General features: G+C 35.5%; 19 protein-coding genes. 8 read left to right on the forward strand and 11 right to left on the reverse strand.

The genetic code is table 11. From position 1 onward, the window contains the following. Positions 1-581: 581 nt before the first annotated feature. Positions 582-1,085, forward strand: coding sequence for a hypothetical protein (locus K3G25_RS03140; protein WP_232489584.1), 504 nt, complete (start codon positions 582-584; stop codon positions 1,083-1,085). Positions 1,086-1,103: 18 nt separating this feature from the next. Further along, the gene (locus K3G25_RS03145; RefSeq protein WP_014305653.1) at positions 1,104-1,523 is read left to right on the forward strand and encodes a hypothetical protein; all 420 of its coding nucleotides are present in this window, start codon (positions 1,104-1,106) and stop codon (positions 1,521-1,523) included. A gap of 1,304 nt (positions 1,524-2,827) precedes the next feature. Here K3G25_RS03145 and K3G25_RS03150 read toward each other — a convergent pair. The 4 genes from K3G25_RS03150 to K3G25_RS03165 form a co-directional block, all read right to left on the reverse strand. Further along, entirely contained in the window at positions 2,828-3,241 is a 414-nt protein-coding gene (locus K3G25_RS03150; protein WP_127010403.1) for a hypothetical protein, read from the reverse strand. Positions 3,242-3,435: 194 nt separating this feature from the next. Further along, on the reverse strand, positions 3,436-3,831 hold the full coding sequence (locus tag K3G25_RS03155; RefSeq protein ID WP_057079911.1) for a hypothetical protein: 396 nt from the start codon (positions 3,829-3,831) through the stop codon (positions 3,436-3,438). Then, on the reverse strand, positions 3,821-4,186 hold the full coding sequence (locus K3G25_RS03160) for a hypothetical protein (protein ID WP_232489585.1): 366 nt from the start codon (positions 4,184-4,186) through the stop codon (positions 3,821-3,823). The genes K3G25_RS03155 and K3G25_RS03160 overlap by 11 nt, the downstream gene beginning before the upstream one ends. A 147-nt stretch (positions 4,187-4,333) precedes the next feature. After that, the gene (locus K3G25_RS03165) at positions 4,334-4,735 is read right to left on the reverse strand and encodes a hypothetical protein (protein WP_057079913.1); all 402 of its coding nucleotides are present in this window, start codon (positions 4,733-4,735) and stop codon (positions 4,334-4,336) included. A 136-nt stretch (positions 4,736-4,871) separates the two neighbouring features. Here K3G25_RS03165 and K3G25_RS03170 point away from each other — a divergent pair, with 136 nt between their 5' ends. Together K3G25_RS03170 and K3G25_RS03175 are read left to right on the forward strand one after the other, a co-directional pair. Then, complete coding sequence (locus tag K3G25_RS03170) at positions 4,872-5,108, forward strand: helix-turn-helix domain-containing protein (protein WP_232489733.1); 237 nt, start codon at positions 4,872-4,874, stop codon at positions 5,106-5,108. A gap of 125 nt (positions 5,109-5,233) precedes the next feature. Then, complete coding sequence (locus K3G25_RS03175; protein WP_057079915.1) at positions 5,234-5,515, forward strand: hypothetical protein; 282 nt, start codon at positions 5,234-5,236, stop codon at positions 5,513-5,515. Between the two features lie 51 nt (positions 5,516-5,566). Here the strand turns inward: K3G25_RS03175 and K3G25_RS03180 are convergent, their stop codons facing one another. Further along, positions 5,567-5,812: a MerR family transcriptional regulator gene (locus tag K3G25_RS03180; protein ID WP_088037120.1), complete on the reverse strand. Its 246-nt coding sequence runs from the start codon at positions 5,810-5,812 to the stop codon at positions 5,567-5,569. Positions 5,813-6,314: 502 nt separating this feature from the next. Here K3G25_RS03180 and K3G25_RS03185 point away from each other — a divergent pair. Beyond that, positions 6,315-7,031 carry a hypothetical protein gene (locus K3G25_RS03185; RefSeq protein WP_232489586.1) on the forward strand — a complete coding sequence of 239 codons (717 nt, stop codon included), beginning with the start codon at positions 6,315-6,317 and terminating at the stop codon, positions 7,029-7,031. Positions 7,032-7,064: 33 nt separating this feature from the next. Here the strand turns inward: K3G25_RS03185 and K3G25_RS03190 are convergent, their stop codons facing one another. Beyond that, a complete protein-coding gene (locus K3G25_RS03190; RefSeq protein WP_224960729.1) occupies positions 7,065-7,373 on the reverse strand; it encodes a hypothetical protein in 309 nt (102 codons plus the stop codon). A 12-nt stretch (positions 7,374-7,385) separates the two neighbouring features. Then, positions 7,386-8,810: a lipase gene (locus K3G25_RS03195; RefSeq protein WP_127010401.1), complete on the reverse strand. Its 1,425-nt coding sequence runs from the start codon at positions 8,808-8,810 to the stop codon at positions 7,386-7,388. Between the two features lie 49 nt (positions 8,811-8,859). Here K3G25_RS03195 and K3G25_RS03200 point away from each other — a divergent pair, with 49 nt between their 5' ends. Next, positions 8,860-9,225 carry a DUF1433 domain-containing protein gene (locus K3G25_RS03200; RefSeq protein WP_014417672.1) on the forward strand — a complete coding sequence of 122 codons (366 nt, stop codon included), beginning with the start codon at positions 8,860-8,862 and terminating at the stop codon, positions 9,223-9,225. Between the two features lie 33 nt (positions 9,226-9,258). After that, positions 9,259-10,392, forward strand: a complete 1,134-nt coding sequence (locus tag K3G25_RS03205) for a DUF3800 domain-containing protein (RefSeq protein WP_127010399.1) — start codon at positions 9,259-9,261, stop codon at positions 10,390-10,392. 80 nt (positions 10,393-10,472) lie between these two features. Here K3G25_RS03205 and K3G25_RS03210 read toward each other — a convergent pair whose 3' ends face one another. Continuing rightward, positions 10,473-11,303, reverse strand: a complete 831-nt coding sequence (locus K3G25_RS03210) for an SHOCT domain-containing protein (RefSeq protein WP_127010397.1) — start codon at positions 11,301-11,303, stop codon at positions 10,473-10,475. Positions 11,304-11,504: 201 nt separating this feature from the next. Here K3G25_RS03210 and K3G25_RS03215 point away from each other — a divergent pair, with 201 nt between their 5' ends. Beyond that, complete coding sequence (locus K3G25_RS03215; protein ID WP_161619868.1) at positions 11,505-12,080, forward strand: DUF6037 family protein; 576 nt, start codon at positions 11,505-11,507, stop codon at positions 12,078-12,080. 288 nt (positions 12,081-12,368) lie between these two features. Here the strand turns inward: K3G25_RS03215 and K3G25_RS03220 are convergent, their stop codons facing one another. The 3 genes from K3G25_RS03220 to K3G25_RS03230 form a co-directional block, all read right to left on the reverse strand. Next, positions 12,369-13,067, reverse strand: coding sequence for a hypothetical protein (locus tag K3G25_RS03220; RefSeq protein WP_127010393.1), 699 nt, complete (start codon positions 13,065-13,067; stop codon positions 12,369-12,371). A 118-nt stretch (positions 13,068-13,185) separates the two neighbouring features. Next, entirely contained in the window at positions 13,186-15,825 is a 2,640-nt protein-coding gene (locus tag K3G25_RS03225) for a DUF7359 domain-containing protein (RefSeq protein ID WP_161619867.1), read from the reverse strand. 14 nt (positions 15,826-15,839) lie between these two features. Then, positions 15,840-16,595 carry a phage tail domain-containing protein gene (locus tag K3G25_RS03230; RefSeq protein WP_106503122.1) on the reverse strand — a complete coding sequence of 252 codons (756 nt, stop codon included), beginning with the start codon at positions 16,593-16,595 and terminating at the stop codon, positions 15,840-15,842. Positions 16,596-16,631: the final 36 nt, after the last annotated feature.

The raw sequence follows: 16,631 nt of genomic DNA on the forward strand, positions 1-16,631 counted from the left end.
GGAAGGTAAAAAAATTAGTGGAATGGATCTCCACAGAAAAACAGGAATGAGTGTGTCGGAGGTCTATCTTTACTTAAATGGGACAAGAATGCCGAGTAAAGCAAAATTTGAAAAAGTATTCGATGCGTATGACACAAACCTTTGTTCTTTTCTTGAGTTTCTTGATCTTCGAAATATCAGTGAAACAACATTCTATGATCGAGCATTAAAAAGACGTGATTAATTCATGTCTTTTATTTTTTCCAACTGTTTATTGTACTAAATATTCAATGTGGATTTTATGTAAAGCAGCGATTGAAAGTGACTGTAACCAAGAAGGAGCACGAGGATTTAGAAATGTTTCTCAAGATGTTGCGAACGGACAGGAAGTTAAGCCTGAACCATTGTTTCCCCAGAAGTGGAGAATAACCCTTAAACAACCTTTAAAGACCTCGTTGGCTGGGTAACAACGACCTGACAAAGAACATGGGCATAAATGAGGGGAACAAAAAGGTGAGAAAAACACTATCCTTAATTTTACAAATTTTTGATAATATTGATAATAGTTTCAAAAAAATAAAGAGAAAGAAGGATTGTGAAGTATGTTCAAAAAAAGTATATTGGCTTTATCCTCAGTAGCCCTTTCAGTTTCACTTTTTGCACCATTTGCGAGCGCAAAAGAAATTAAAAAAGAAGAGTCAGTGAAGCAAAATGTAACTATTGCTAATACATACGCTCACACAACTCCACTACAAGAAAGTGTTAAGGTGAAAAATCAAGAGGTTAGTGGAGAATACACTACTCAAGGTATTAAAGGTAAAATTGTTTCTGCGGCAGTAAGAGGCTTAGCTAAAGGAATTCGTGGTGGTTCATGGGTAGTTTCAAAGATTATTGGTTGGTTAGATGAAGGTGCAGCAAAAGCATTTAGAAAGCATGCCGATGATATTGCGGACGAGCTTGATTACATTGCGAAAATACCTGATTTAGCTGTTGATACTGTAAGAAAGAAACTCTATAACTATCTCGTAAATGATTTAGAATTAGATTCAGGAGATGCGTTAGTGATAGCTGAAGCTGTTGAAGGGGTACTTTGGATACTTCTATAATTCACAGGAGGGCTATAAATGACTAATCCATTAGAAGAAAAAGTTGAGCTTCTTGAACAAGAAATTGAAGAGCTTAAATGGCAAATCCTAAAACTCAGTCATGCAAAACTGGATGATCCAAGATACCCTTATTCCAATTGGTTAATTCAACATAATATTTATAGTGAGAAAAGAAGAGAATTGGAATATGTTTTATCAGTCTTAAATGATCGTATTCTAAATAGTCCTCAGCCACCAGAACAATATCGAAAAGAGGTTGAAGGCATTTCAAGTCAGGAATTGCATAATGAGAAAGTTCCTGATTTTGCAGAAGTGCGTGATATCTTATCTAAAGTTCTTGGAATTAAAGAAAAGAAAGTGATTGCGCTCCTTAATGCTCTGAAAGATGAAGGGAAATTTAAGGATTTAAGTGAGAAACTTTTAGATGAGATTTACTAAGAACTAGACTCCCTTTAAATGGGGGTCTTTTTTGTGTGTTAACTGTTTACCAGGCCTGACAGAAATAATGTTCCGATCACCTGAACGAACTAATAGTTAGTGCAGGCGAGGATTCAAATTGACGTAGCGCTAAACATTGGTTGGAGTCGCATTTCACGACGTCAGAAGCTGGGGGCACGAATCGATCAGTTAGAAGCAGGGTGGGTGTTTTGCCCAGTCAGATATGCCATGAGCAATGATGGAGTAACGGAACGGGATGCCGTCGCAATTGCGACACTGTGGATTGTGCAGTCAGTTAAAGCAACTCAAAACCATTGAGCTTAACATTTGCACTGAAGAGGGTGTATTTAGCTGGATTTGGGGCACAGGAGCGGTTTTAAGCCATCATGCATACAAATGTGTATTGTTTTCTTATCGCCGCTCTAATCGCAATAAAATGAGCAATTCATTTAAACAGAGAAGCAGCAGGGAAAAGGTTATAGAAGATAATGTTTAGATGCGTGAACAAAAACATTAAGAACTTAGATAAATGATTCAAATAATTATATATTGAATATATATTTGTAATGCATTTCATTGGCAATATGTTATAATCAATACAAGGAGATTTCACTAGATTCTAGTAGATTCTAGTTGGTGGAACACAAAAAACCAAGGTGCTGCAACACCCTGGTTTCTTAAAAGTTGTCCATCATAGGCTTGCTCGATGTGTTTTCTACGTAGACCTTACCCTTCAGGTTCTCAAGCTCAAGGGAGGTCTATTTTTTGCTTTCGATCACCACAAATAAATTTAACATCAACGCACACAAGTTAATTGTTACCATCAAAGATTCATAAATCGACATAGACAAATGGTATCACCTCATAATTAATATTATAGGTGAGCAAGCCTAAGAAAATAGGAAACTTATAAGTTTATATTAACATAGGTTAATAAATACAGGTAGTCTAGACTTTTCTTCTTTTTACGTATTGTACCTATTTGTTTTTGTTTCACTTACGATATAGTGCCTATTAGCAAAAAGGACAAGGATACCGCTCCCTGTCCTCACTGTCTATTCAATCTAACTCCGCTTAATCTTCCGCTTTCCACACCGTGAAGATATCGACATACTCACTCTTACAGAAAGCAAGCTCACTGACTTCAGATACCATACATTCAATCACATCAACGGTAGGACATTTCTTGATAATCCATTCTATGATTGAGTAAAGATGATCTTTATAATTGCATGTAAACCTTTCTTTCAACAATTTATTTCGCCTATCATATGCTTTAAATTCATAAGTGGTATATGTGTTTTTCATTTCCATATATCCTCAGCTACATCAGATAAGCCTATAAGAGTATTCAACGAGCCCCTTAGTTCCTGATCTTTCTTAGATACTTTATCATGGGTGGCGTTTGCGTTTTTGACACCAGAGCTAAGGCTTTTAATAATGGATTTTAATTTTGCCTTTCCACCTTTTATAACACGACGTTTTTGCAAAATCTCTTTAATTTCCTTTGCAAAATAATATCCTTGTACGCCATTAAAATTAGACTTCTCTATTTCATGATATGTTGTTGTAAGACGCTTATCAATTGTGCTCAGTGCTTGTTTAAGTGCTTTGTGATCTTCTTTTAAGACTTCTAGGAATGTTTCCATTGCACTAATATAGGCGCTTGCTACAGAATCAACGTTTCCATCTAGGTTTACCAATTTGTATAAGTTCATTTCAATTCATCCCCTTGATTAAATTGTTATGTTTAAATACAATGGGAGGGTACTAACCCATCAGATTAGGAGAGTGTGCCAGCACTCTTCCTAATCACCCAAACCACGCTATACACAATATGCTTAAAGCTGGTATAACTATGATCAATCCCCCAAATACAACCTGACAGAACCGCTCGTTATGTAAATCCGTCTTACTCATCTTCATCTACTTCTACCACAGTTGCTTTTTCATCTATGTAAAACACATTGTCCGTGATAGTTGGGATAACTGTTTTACCTCCCGCCATATCCAACATGATATGAGGGAAATTAACACCCATTTCTCCTGTTTCTACTAACTCTTCAATAGCATCTTTTCGATCATTCGCATCAAGTTCAACACAAATCGGTATTGTCATAGCTGTGAAGATTTTGAAACGCTTTTTAGGCTTTCCATCGTCGTATGTTTCAATGAAGTTGTTTTCTTCTTCAAACATCTTCCCTCTGAAGTAATTGAAATGATTCGTCATTTCCTCAATACGCTGTTCGTTTGTGATTGTCCCTAAGCTTGCTACGTTAGTTCCTACAGTGTGACGATTAATTTGCATATTGATTGCGCTCCTTATGTTTTGAATATTCAATTATTTTTCGGCCATCTAATTCCACGTGAGAACAGTTAATGTTCCCGCAGTTCTCCAATAACTCTAAACCGCTCATATCGTTCAAAGCATCTACAAGGCTTTTAATGTAATGAAAATCGTCTCTGACATGTTTGCCTTTGTCTAAGTCTCCGATGTACTCGGATTCAATGTAACGGCTCATATCGTGGTTTACCGGCTTTACATTGATTAGAACAGTGGATAAGCCTTGTTCAGCGTAGATAGCTAAATTGTCTTTAATCAAGTAACCCTTAAAAACATCTACATCACTATTATCATGGTATTCAATTGTAATGCGTTTCACTTGAATTCCTCCTGTCAGGTGTTGAAGATAGGTCATTCGACACCTGTCTATAGTAATACGATAGTTCATTCAAAAGGTTTCATTATGCAAGTTAATTTTTAATTAAGTGAATGGCTTTGTTCCCAAGAAGTTGGGAAAGGCGACTTATTAACGCCATCTTTTTTTCTTTTTGATTATCGGATTGCCCGCTTTTCGTCTTTGTAGAACAAAATGGTCTAATACACCTTTACCGTTATGAATGATTGTCCCGTAATCATCACTGTTGAATATTTTTGTGATGTAGGTGAATGCATCAACTTCCTTAAAAGCGTCTAACGTTTTCTGAATATAGGTGTATTCATCTTCAACGTGTTTGCCTTCATCAAGAATGTAGCTGACACCATCAATGATGTATGTGTCTTCGTAAGGGGAACCGTACTGTAAAGCATCAGCTAGATTCAAAGTGTTTTGATTTACGAATACAACCTGCTTTTCATTGACTAAGTAGCCTTTAAAAACCTCTAATTGGTCATGTATGGTTTCAATACTGTAAATCGTCGCCCGTTTCATTTGTACCTCCTTCCAACTTCGCTTTGATGTTGACTTAATCATAAACCAACTTCAAAAAGAAGTCAACTTTATTTTGAAGTCATTTTTTAATAAAAGCCACTTTTTGATCATGTTTTTTGTTATAATCAAAAAGGAGGTGAAACTGTTGACTAAAATTGTTAAAACAAGATTGAAAGAAATATTAGATGAACGTGGCTTATCAATTAGAGGTTTCGCCTTCGGTAATGACCTTAGCTTTGAAACTGTCAGAAGGCTTTACAATAACACTGCTAAACAATATCAACGTGAGACATTGGGCAGAATTTGCGATGTCTTGGATATAAAAATTGAGGACTTACTATACATTACAGACGATGATTCCGAAGACTCTTAAGCAAAAGTATTGCTTTTATTTTTTTGAAATTCGTTAAACAAAACCATTGAAATATTCGTTGGTAACAAATTGTTACGATCAAAAGTATTGCAATTACTGTTATACTGTACGGAGAGGTGAGAAGGATGGAAAACAACATGCTTCAAGCGATATTAGATGAGATTAAGAAAATTGATAACAAAATTGATGGTGTGGCTTCTGATTTGAAGTCATTTAAAAAAGAGATGCACGAATTCAGAGAAGAAACAAAGAAGGAATTTAATCAGATTAACGTTAAGTTAGACCGCCTTGAAGAGAACCAGCCAAAAGATATTACAGCCCACCTTACACAGCTGCAGAACGTAGATAAGAAGACAGACGTTCTTAACAAGCGTGTATTTGAGCTTGAGGCAAGAATCAATAACTGATGCCACTCGTGGAAAATAAAAACACCCCATCACATTTATTTGTGAGTGGGGTTATTTGTCGTATGGACGATATTTCTTTCTTGATTCTTCAAGCTCTTTTTTCTTCCGCTCTATGTCTGAGCGTAGGAATAAACTGACTCCCCTAAGCTTTTTTATGGGCGTTAACTTTCCACCTGATATTAATTGACTCATACGTGTTGTGGTTACGCCTAATATTTCTTTGGCTTCAGAAGTAGTAAGGACTTCGGTTTTGATGAAGTCCTCAACTTCCTTGCGACTCTTTAGGTGATATTCCATGTTATTTTCTCCTTAAAATCATGTCTTTAATGATGGCACAAATCGTTAACAAAACCACAATAGCCATTACTGCAGTTGTAAATGAGTTTGTCCAAAAAGAGCGTATGCTAATTGCTGCAACAGACAATAAAATTAATGAAAAGATAAACTTTTGATTTTTCTTCATTTTTTATGCTAGACTGATTATAATGATATTGAGAAGCGAGTTAGTGGCTCGCTTCCCTAATCTCTGGTTAGTCCTTCTTATTTTTCTTCTCGCTATCGTTTGATTGTTGTGCAATCCATCCGATAGAGACGACGTAGAAGATAATTTGAAGGACTTTTATCATATTGTCTAGCATTTCCTCACCTCCTTATACATTTATTATAACATACCTATTAATAATTGTGAATAGGTTTATGGGATTTATTTTATTTTTATTCTTAAAAGTTTTTCCCTGAGATTCTTCACTTTTTGAACAAAGGGAATGTAATATTGAATTGAGACATTGAAAAGGGAGAGGTGTGGCAATTGCATCAAAAAGAGCTGATTATTTCAAAGGATGAGTTAGAAAATCGAGCGGTTAAGATGGGCTTTACACTTATAGAAGGGGATATGGATACTGAAAATCAAAAAATTCTATTGCCGAGTCAAGAGGGCTTTTTAGACTTTCATAAACATGTGGACAATAATTTATTATTTTACATGTATGATTATGAGGACAAAGAGGATTATTATATCCCTGAAGAGTATCATACTTGGTTTGAGGACTCAGAAATCCAGCGTTTGTTGTCTGAAAAGGTTAATGAGTACAATAAAAAATTAGATGATATAAATTTTGATCAACCATCTGAACTTATTATGTTTTATGTGAAAGATGGCTTTGTCTTTTATAACACTACAATAAGAGAAGAACTATTCGAACTTTCTGATGGCGATACAGTGGGGTATGCCTTAGTGGAGGAAGTGGGAGATGCTATTCCCGAAGAAAAAATCATGGAAATAACAGAGAAGCGGAAAAAAGCACTTGTTCAAAAAACACAGGAGATCAAAGACAATATTTTTAACGATCCAGAATTTAAGAATGCTACAAACGCAAGTTTAAGAAGATCATATGCTTTACGTTACTTTAAAGATCATCCAGAAGATAGTGAGCTACTACGTGCAACACATCTTCCCCCAATCTTATTCATAGAGAAAATTTGGAAAGAGTTTAAGAGTATGGGACTTCATAAGTAATACTTAAAAAGGATAAAGCCCCGTATATGGGGCTTATTTTATTTCTATGCTATTCAAAAGTTTATTTCTGCTTTCCAAAACATCCATAAGCATATTGGCATTTTCAGCAAGGCGTTGTGTTAATGCCTCTTTTGATTTTCCTTCAAATGAAGAGAGAAGGGCGATATATAATTCAGTTATGGTTTCTTGAGCGGATGCAAAGTCAGTTGCCTGTTTTAAATCTGTTTTAATTTCTGAACAATGAGATTGCAATGCCGCTGCTACTTGCTTCTTTAGCGCCTCATTCTGCTGAAGCTTCTTATAAAACTCATCTGCATCCATGTTTACCCCATATGGTGTCAATTCACAGCCTCCTTATAATCTTAGCCATTTTGCTAATTCTTGATCTTTTGCGTCCATATCCTGAGCCATTTTCACAATGAAGTTACAGATATCTTCTAAATCCCTTATTAAGTAATGGAGCATTGCTTCAGTTTGTAGTTGTTCATCTGTATTGTAGAAAACAGGTGATCCACCAGAAGAGGAGGGAGCATGATAAAGAATAGCTTGATTAACGTCATCAGAGGTCAAATTTTCATAAGGGTTTGATCCCATTTTTGATTGAAAAGAACGCCTTACATCATTAACCATACTGTCATGTTCATGGGGGAATTGTTCAAGCTTCTGTTTTTTGGTTTTTAGATCATCAATAGCTAACTGAAGCTTTTCCGCCAATTGCTTTGCATATGTAACATCAACTTTAATCGTTTGTCCATTCATCCCAGAATAAGCAGTCATAGCATTGATGTTTTGATTGAAAACTTGTTCACTGCCATTAACATTGATTATGTTCCCGTGTTCATCAAATTTAAAGTTAGCGTCAATCATACTATGAGTATCAGGATTTTTAGCGAATGCCTGACCATAGAATGCAGCAATTAAACTGCTTAATACACCTGTGATACCTTGAGCGGGGCTTAATCTCAATGAGCGGCTTGTACGTGAAAGAGAAGGGTCTTTAGTGTATATGGTTGTTCCATTATGCCGCTCATACTCTAAAAACCATCCTGAGCCCACCATATCATCAGGGTTAATAATTGCCTTATGATATGCATCAAACTCGCCATTCCTTATCTTTTTTTGAGTTTCTTTATCATGAAGCTTAACAATGGATGGATTATTGAAAGCGACACTGTATATATTATTGTTTACGCCGGCATATTCCGCATCCGCTCCTCCGAGTGAATGACCAGTTGTAGAGATAACTGTATTTTTCCCTGAATATTTCTTTATTTCATTGGCCAGCAGTTTATCCCCTTGATCAAACTGAGATGTTTTTGTGACTACTTTGTACTTTCCGCTCTCCACCATTGCAATTTGTCCCATGCTTGCTGTATACGGCGCAATTGCTTTTGAATAGGGCAGAGCATCCTTTTTCACAAGGTATTGACCTTTCTTTTTTGGGTCTATGCCCATAACAACGTTCCCGCCATCTGCTTTAATGATGTCTGCTTTTATTTGCTCCTGGTTTGTTCCTTGGAATCCCACGACAACATTCTTGGGTTCGCTTGGTTTAATCCACTTGCCACTTCTTTTCACGGCTTGAACAAAGACATAGACATCTAGGCCTGTATCTGGATCATTTTTAATTTTATCTATGTAAAACCGCTTCCCTGAGACGGTGTTAACAGGAATCTTTTTCGAGTAGTGTTTCTTTAAATAATCATGTCGATAAGTTAGTTGACTGATAGAGTAATACTCTTGATCAGATAATGTGGGTACACTGATCTTCTTGCTCATGTACAATCACACACTCCTCATGTAAAATAACACTTGAAAGGATGGTTTTATGAAAAAATACATTATTATCCTGCTGTTAATAATCATCATTATAGCATTCGGGGGAATATTCATGAAACATCAATATGATGAAAGACAAGAAAAAAATAAAACTGCTGAATTAGAGCTATTTGAAAAAGCAAAAAAGCGTATGACTGATTACATAAATGCAAATTACGAAGGTATAGAGAAGATAAGTTTTTCAACTGATTATAAAATGGATCCTATGGGTGGAATTAACGCAGAAGGATATCTGAACGGTGATAAGACAAAAGAATTTTGGGGAATATATGACAAGTCAAACAATATCATAACTTCATCATACGTTGATGCAAAAGAAAAGCCTGGTTGTGAAGAAAAGCCATGTAAATATTGAATTTCGTTTATTTAAAGTTTGGGGGAACAAAACATGACAAACTTGAGAAATCAACCCTGCTCTTGTGGCAGTGGAGTTAAATTTAAAAAATGTTGCATGGAACACCTAAATAAATATACAGTTTTTTGTGATGAGTCTGGTAATAGTGGAGGGAACTACTTAGACTTAAATCAACCTTTTTTTGTGATTGCTGGTTGGATTGTGCCTAATACAATTTTGAAAAATACAGCTTTTCTTGATGAATGTGCAAGTTCACTAGGTGTTCCGGGCGAGCTTAAAAGTAATAAATTACTAAACAGAAAAAAAGCACGTCAGGAGTTTATAAACTTATTCGAGCGGCTTGGGGAGTCGGGCTGTGTGCCCGTGTTTGTATTTGCCGAAAAAAAATATTGTATAGCTGCGAAAGTTATTGAAACTTTACTTGATCCAGCGTACAACGATAAAGTAGATACCCAGTTTACTTATGACAATTTAAAGAAAAAGGTATTAGCTGAAAAAGTGTATTTGTTCCCTGATGAACAATTAGCTGATTTTATAAATTCTTACAAAGACAATAATGTAGAAAAAATGACACAATGCATTATCCGATTGTCTGAATACGCTCTTTCAGAAGGATTGGATGAATTAAGCACATGGTTTAAAGGTGCACTATCAACTATTGAGAGTAACATGGCTTCTGAAAGAGCAGCTCACAGAAGTTTGCCTAAAAAATCGATGGAAGCTATCAATGTTCCTGTTTTTATATCTCTAATTCAGATGATTGAAGAATTGGGGAGAAAAACTCAAAATACATTTTCGCTTATTCATGATGAAACGCAGCAATTTGAAGATTCTTATATCGAGCTATACCGCAGGTTTGCTACAGCTCCGCCGTTTGAGGCCAATTTAACTGATGGCAATAGTATCTTAATGGGATATAAGCACTTAAAGGAGTTTTCAATAGGGGGGTCAACGCGAAGTAGATGGATACAAGCTGCTGACATATTAGCAGGTGTAATAGGACGTTTGCTAGAAGAGATACATGGCGATAATTTGCAAAATGAAGAGTTATTAGAGCTGGCGAGAACGTTGATTCCATCATTTGTGAGTCAGGAAATTAAATTAAGCGATTCCGTATGTTCCAATAAGACAAGAGAGAAATTATTTAACGTAATTTTGCCTTCTTAATCTAAAATAAAAAGGATATCAACATAGATACTCCTTGATCAAACAATATCAAGAAATATATTTGTTGATATCCGTACATTTTAAGACAATAATTTTTTCTTTTGGCTCTCATATTCAGCCTGAGTTAATAGGTTATCTTTATATAGAGCGGCTAGTTTTGTCAGTTCGTCAGCTACTCCCGTTTGAACTGGATTTTCTTTAGCATCTTTTTTGAGTATATGCGTCAACAAATTGAAACAGTGAATAAGACGATCATTTAAAGGCTTGTAAAATTGGTTATCTTTTGATTGCGGTTGTTCAAAATTAATAAATGTTATTGTGTAAAATGACTTCTCTTTATTATTAACAACCACTCTCAACTGTGCTTTTCTAATCTTCTGCGATGATACTGACTCCCCTGATAATCCTCCGATAATAGCGCCGACTCCACCGCCAATTAAACCACCTAAAACCGCTCTACCGATTTGACTTGATGTAGAGGTCTTATTGACTGTTACACCATCCTCTAACATTTCCACTTGAAGAATATCCTCAAAAGAGAATACTTTATGTAAATAATCATATTTGCTAGTCGTTTTAGAGAAATGCATTGCATTTACATGTTTATTTTCAATTAAGAGAACTTTTTCGTTTGTTTCGTCTATTGCAATTAAGCTATCAGCGACAGGTGAGAGAAACTTATTATCGCTCTTAAAGTCAGGTGTATTTTTCAAAAGGTTTTCTAATTCATTGAATTGATTTTTTGCAAATGTGCTTTCTCTTTTTCTTTGCAAATAAGCGGTTAATATGATGGCAGCAAAAACTCCGAATAAAGCAAGCCACATTCCAGGTATGTTGTCATGATTAGCTAAAACCACGGCAGTAATAAAACAAATGAATGCAATTAAACTTCCATAAACCAGAGGGGGCATGGATACACTTCCTTTTTTCTTTTATTATATTACAAAATTGGAAAAGAGAAATGTTTTTCTCTCTAACTATTATCGTATGAAAACGGTCAAGTCTTTGCATAAAAGGAGAATTTTATTTAGAAAGTCATCTGTTTAGTGGAAAAATAGACCATGGAACAGTAAAATTGATTGAATGATAAACATCAAAAAAAGGAGATGGCCATGAAACTAGATGGATTAGAAATTCTTCATCAGAATATGAAAGAAAACAATTTAGAACGTGTAACGTTTGATTTTAGAAAAAACGGAAAACTTTTTAAAGCGATATTCTTAGCTGATATTGACCCATATAAACTTTTAATTGGTGTACGTTCTGAATTATTTTGCCTTTCCGTGTCTGTAAGTACTGACTATGATATAAAGACCTCTATTGACAGAGACCATTATAAGGCTTTAGTTGAGATTTTAGGATTACAGTACGATCCGAATAATCCTTTTAAACCAAAGTACTTTTTCGAAGAATTAAATATTCAGATTCCTGAAAGGGTTAATGTTAATTCAAGAGTTGCAATTCACGAAATAGCTGAATTGAATCGTCCAGCTTATGAAGATGGAGAGAAGATTTATTTCAAAGGGTGGAAGGATAATAATATCAAAGGTGAAAAAGTGCAAAATCTGCAAAAAACTAGAGAGTGTTTAGGTGAAGAAGCCTACCAAATCTGTAAAGAACATAATATTAGTAGTGTATGGACGAAGCACAAGGCAGAATCAAAAGAGTTCTATTTGTATAAAGTATAAACATTTACAGTTATTTATGAAAGTTATACAAACATGTCTTAGCCGAGAATCATTAAGGGAATCTTTCCTCATTTTAGAAGGAAATAACCGTTTTTTGTCGAATAGTATAAAGTCCTGTTATTCTAAGATGATGAAGAGGTGATTACTTTGACAACAAAACAATACATTCCCTTAAATGAATCCGGTAAACGGCCGGTTCCTCAAGCTCCAAAAGTTCATAAAGGCAGTAGTGAGACAAGGTCGGGTCGGAGAGATACTGCGTCTGCACCAAGACCGCCTCAAAAATAATTACTTAATAATATGTTCGGTATTATCTAACTCATTAACTACCAGCCCTGATTTGGTATCAACATAGGTTCTTTTAACAGGATACTTATATCTTTCGTATGCTTGTTTCCATTCATCAGGTTCTTGTAAAATTAATGCACGTTCCGCCTCAAAAGGGCGGGACATATTTGAAATAGCTCCATACATTCTGTTATCTGGATTATTTAAATAGTACATTTCTACTATCAGAGAAGGAGTCTTTTTTTTCTTTTCATTGTCACCTTTTTTGTTTTCTTTAAAAGCAAGAAAAAAAGTGTCCCAAATGGACGTGGTCTCATCTAAAACAACCATATTTCTAAACAATCTAATTTTGTTAATCACCCAAAGGAAAATGTTGTATAAAGAGACTGCCCAAATAGCTGAGACAAGCAAGCTTGAGAATAGTGTTATAATTGTAAAGCAGGTTAAAAAGCGAATATCCTCGGCGTTGTTCTTAATATCTTCCACAGTCTTCATGTATGACCACCATTGCCCGCTCTTGGCAAGGATATTCATAACCCATATGTTTATCGAAGAAACAGGAATCCACAATAGAGCTGATAAACCAACAAGTTCACCAGCATTGTGTTTAACTGCTGGATTTATACCGAATATTTGTATCCAAAAGTAAGCTAATAACCCTGGTAAAGAAAAAATGAGTACTGAGATTAATTGTTCCATTTATTTTACCCTCTCCTAATTGTTAATTTAATTTATTATAACCTACATTACGGAGCGACTTCTTTATATTTCCATTGTAAAATCAAAAAAAAGACGTATCCAATAAGGATACGCCTGTTTAGTTTACATGCCTATATGCTTCCCATATATACTTGATGTTTAATTTATTCCCTCTTTGATTGCTGTCTGAGCCTGTTATAAATCCAAATTCGTTCATACTTCCGTATGTAGAGTTTCCCCCAACCAGGTATATTCCCATTTCATTTACCTGATACGTATAACCTCCTGTCTCATCAATTAATAACATGGAATCATTAGAAGACACTGGCCACACTTTCACATGTGTTGGAGTGAAAGGCAGTAATATCTGTTTACTAATTGTTCCATCACCCACATACGTTCCTTTAGCCATCTGAGGAACATCAGAGGATAGCGCATATTCTGAGTGTAGTTTACCCCCAAGAAACTCAGCGTTGCCATCTATAGAACCTATAATGATTCCTTGGTCATTACGTACAGGTATTGTATTAGGCGTGGATAGTGTTGAAGTCGTGTAACCATTTAATGAATCAGCCGAGCCCGCAGAAGACACAATCCACTCTTCACCATTGAAAAGCTCTTGTTTATTAGTCTTTGGATCGATCCAAATTGTTCCCGCTTCTGGCGCAATAGGCTTTGTCTCTGTAGATATTGTATAAAGTCCGTTAACTTTTCCATCGAGACTTCCTTTCACTTCAACGGAATTAGAGGGGAGGTATGGATTTTCTGATTTAATACTTGAGACTACAATGTCAGATCTAATATATCCATCAGTAGCAATATTGGGATCAACGCTTCTATATGCTTGTACTCCAAATGTGTAATACTTGTTAGGAGTAAGGCTTGTGAAAACCGCTTTACGTTTTTCTCTATCAACAGTCAAGCTATTTTCATGTGCCATTGTTGCTCCAAACATGTATTGATCCGGTAAATCGCTGGCATATGCAATTATTCTGAAGCCGTCTATATTATTTTTATCAATTGTGTAATCATCGGGATATTCCCACTCAACAGTAATGTCAACAGAACCGTTATCATTTACAATGTGTGACAAAGTTTGTTTAGAGGATAGGGTAGGGGGATCAACGGGAGTAGAAATTTGATCATTTCTCTGCGTGAAATTGTAATACACTTTTTCGTAGTCTAGTTTTCTTTGATTAAATTCGGAAGCTGCTTTTTGAGTTTTGTAACGGGACTTGATTTGTTTATCCAGGGCACTTTCTGCACGCTTACCATTCGTTATTGACAATGCCATAGTTGAATCATCATGATTAATGACAATCTGCGTTATCGTTGCTTTTACATTTATGCCGAGCTCTTCATTGACAACCTGAACAATATCCCCTAGATCAAATTTATCCCAATAAAATTGATGATCAATGCACTTGAAGAAGTTGTATACGCTAAGGTTTGTTATGTTAATGGGCGGAGAACTTTTTGTTGCCATTTCTTTTAGACCAGCTTCATATAGATCAGATTCATCAAAGATATTGTCATTTGTCCAGGTATCTTCATATATGATCTTGGACAGTTCACTCATTAGCTTTTCCCCGAAGAAATTCTCTTGGGACAACAATCCTCTAAGGTTTTCAGTGTCAGTTGCATTTTTCGCAATGCTGCTGATTACATTTTCAATTTCTTTCTGGTTTTTGTTTACCTCTACAAGTTTATCACTCAGTTGTTTGTTAAGATCATCAATTGGATCCTTTGCGCTCTTAGCAACTTCAATCTTATCTAAAATCTGTTTTCTTTCAATTTCAAGTGCTGCTTTTTCTGCTTCTAATTGCGATCTTTGTTTATCAAGTTGTGTTTTTTCATCCAATAGCGCTTTGAATCGTGTTGAATTCTCATTTACTAGCACATTATAATCTAATATCCGATGTGCCAGCTCATCACTTATTCGTTCACTTGACCTTATTACATTTCTATTTTCATCACGTTCAAAAGGATAAAGGAAAAATGAAAAGTCATCTAAATAGGGCTGTCCTGTTGGATTAACTGAGTTTATTCCAATTCCATCTTTACCTACAACTCTAAGCCTTGTAACAACTTCTTCTAGGTCGTCCGGATCTGAAACATCAATCAAAAATTGCCCTGGTTTAAACTTTACATGTTTAAATTCGCACAGCTCTTCTTTCTTATGGAAGTGTATAATTTCATTCTTAGTGTCAAACTTCAATGTTGCATCAAATGTTTCAGCGATTTTAAACAATAGGTCAAGCCGGTTTGTACTGGTTTCATCAAATGAGCGGCGTTTAATGTTGAATTCCTCATAAACATAGCCAATATTCCATCCAGTTGTTTTTAAACAATCCGTAGCAGCTTCAGTTAGATTTCGAGATAAGTTTTCATACGCATCAATTTTCTTTCTGTATAGGAGATAGTGAAGACTTTTACAGCTTACTCCTATCCGTTTAGAATCGCTTGCTTGTTTCCTATCCACGTTCGTAATGACATACCAATGTTCTTCATTTTTATAATTAGTCTTAATCAAGAATCCCACTTTAAGAATATCCGCAATATGATTGCGTTTCTTGACATGACGTTTTAGAATAGTTGTCGGAATTTCAAATGAAAGTTCATTATAGCCGCTCCCGAAATTTTCTGTTGTGGAGGCGGAAAAGAAGGGGAGGACGTTGGCTATTTTTATTTTATTTGTGGTTGTTAATGACAGCTTTAATTTATCGACCTTAATATTTCTATTTATTCGTTTTCTCATAAGCCAACCTCCGTTTAATTGTGTGTACATTGATACGTGAAGGTTATGTGACATCCGCCTTCGACTTTAACTCTATTTACTCCATATACAAGCCACAAATACTCTTCATTACAATTTTTATATCGTGAATTGCCGTATTTGTCTGACTGAATGGTTTCATACTCTCCATCAATCATAATTGTCTCACCATCTTCAAGGTTGGTTATGGTGAGTGGTTTTCCATTAAAGTTAGAAAGATTAGATAAGGTAATATCTCCGTTACCTTTTTTAACTATTGTGATTTCAGGGGTTATTTTAATTCTGCCCGTGTTTCTTATCTCAACAGTCTTATAGTCATCAACGATTTGATGTAGGCTAGTAATGGGACTATATTTATAAGGGGAATCACATCTCATATTTAACTCTAAATACCCTTCTTTCAAGCCATTATGAACTATTTCAGTCACATCTACAGGGAGACAATAATAAACATAGTCTTCAGGCATAAAGGAGAGTGGCTGATAGTAATCAACATCCAACCAATCTACAATTTCACTAATTTTCTTTTCATCCCATGATTCACTCATCCAAAAGCGGAGTTTGAGCTGTCTCGGTTCTCGTTTCACTCCTTCAAAATGCGGTATATCAATGCCTGCTACTGACGTCTCATTTATTGAGCGGCTGCTTAAAAATTCTTCTCTAAATAAACCATCATCAACTGAACAATTGACTATGCCAAAATCGGTTGATCGTCTACCGTTATACATGAAATACATTTTTTCACGAAACATAAGCTACCTCCAAAATTAAAAGAGCCGATCCTAAGA

Origin of the sequence: Bacillus sp. FCW2 (assembly GCF_021228595.1) — a bacterium.
Classification (GTDB): Bacteria; Bacillota; Bacilli; order Bacillales; family Bacillaceae; genus Bacillus; species Bacillus velezensis.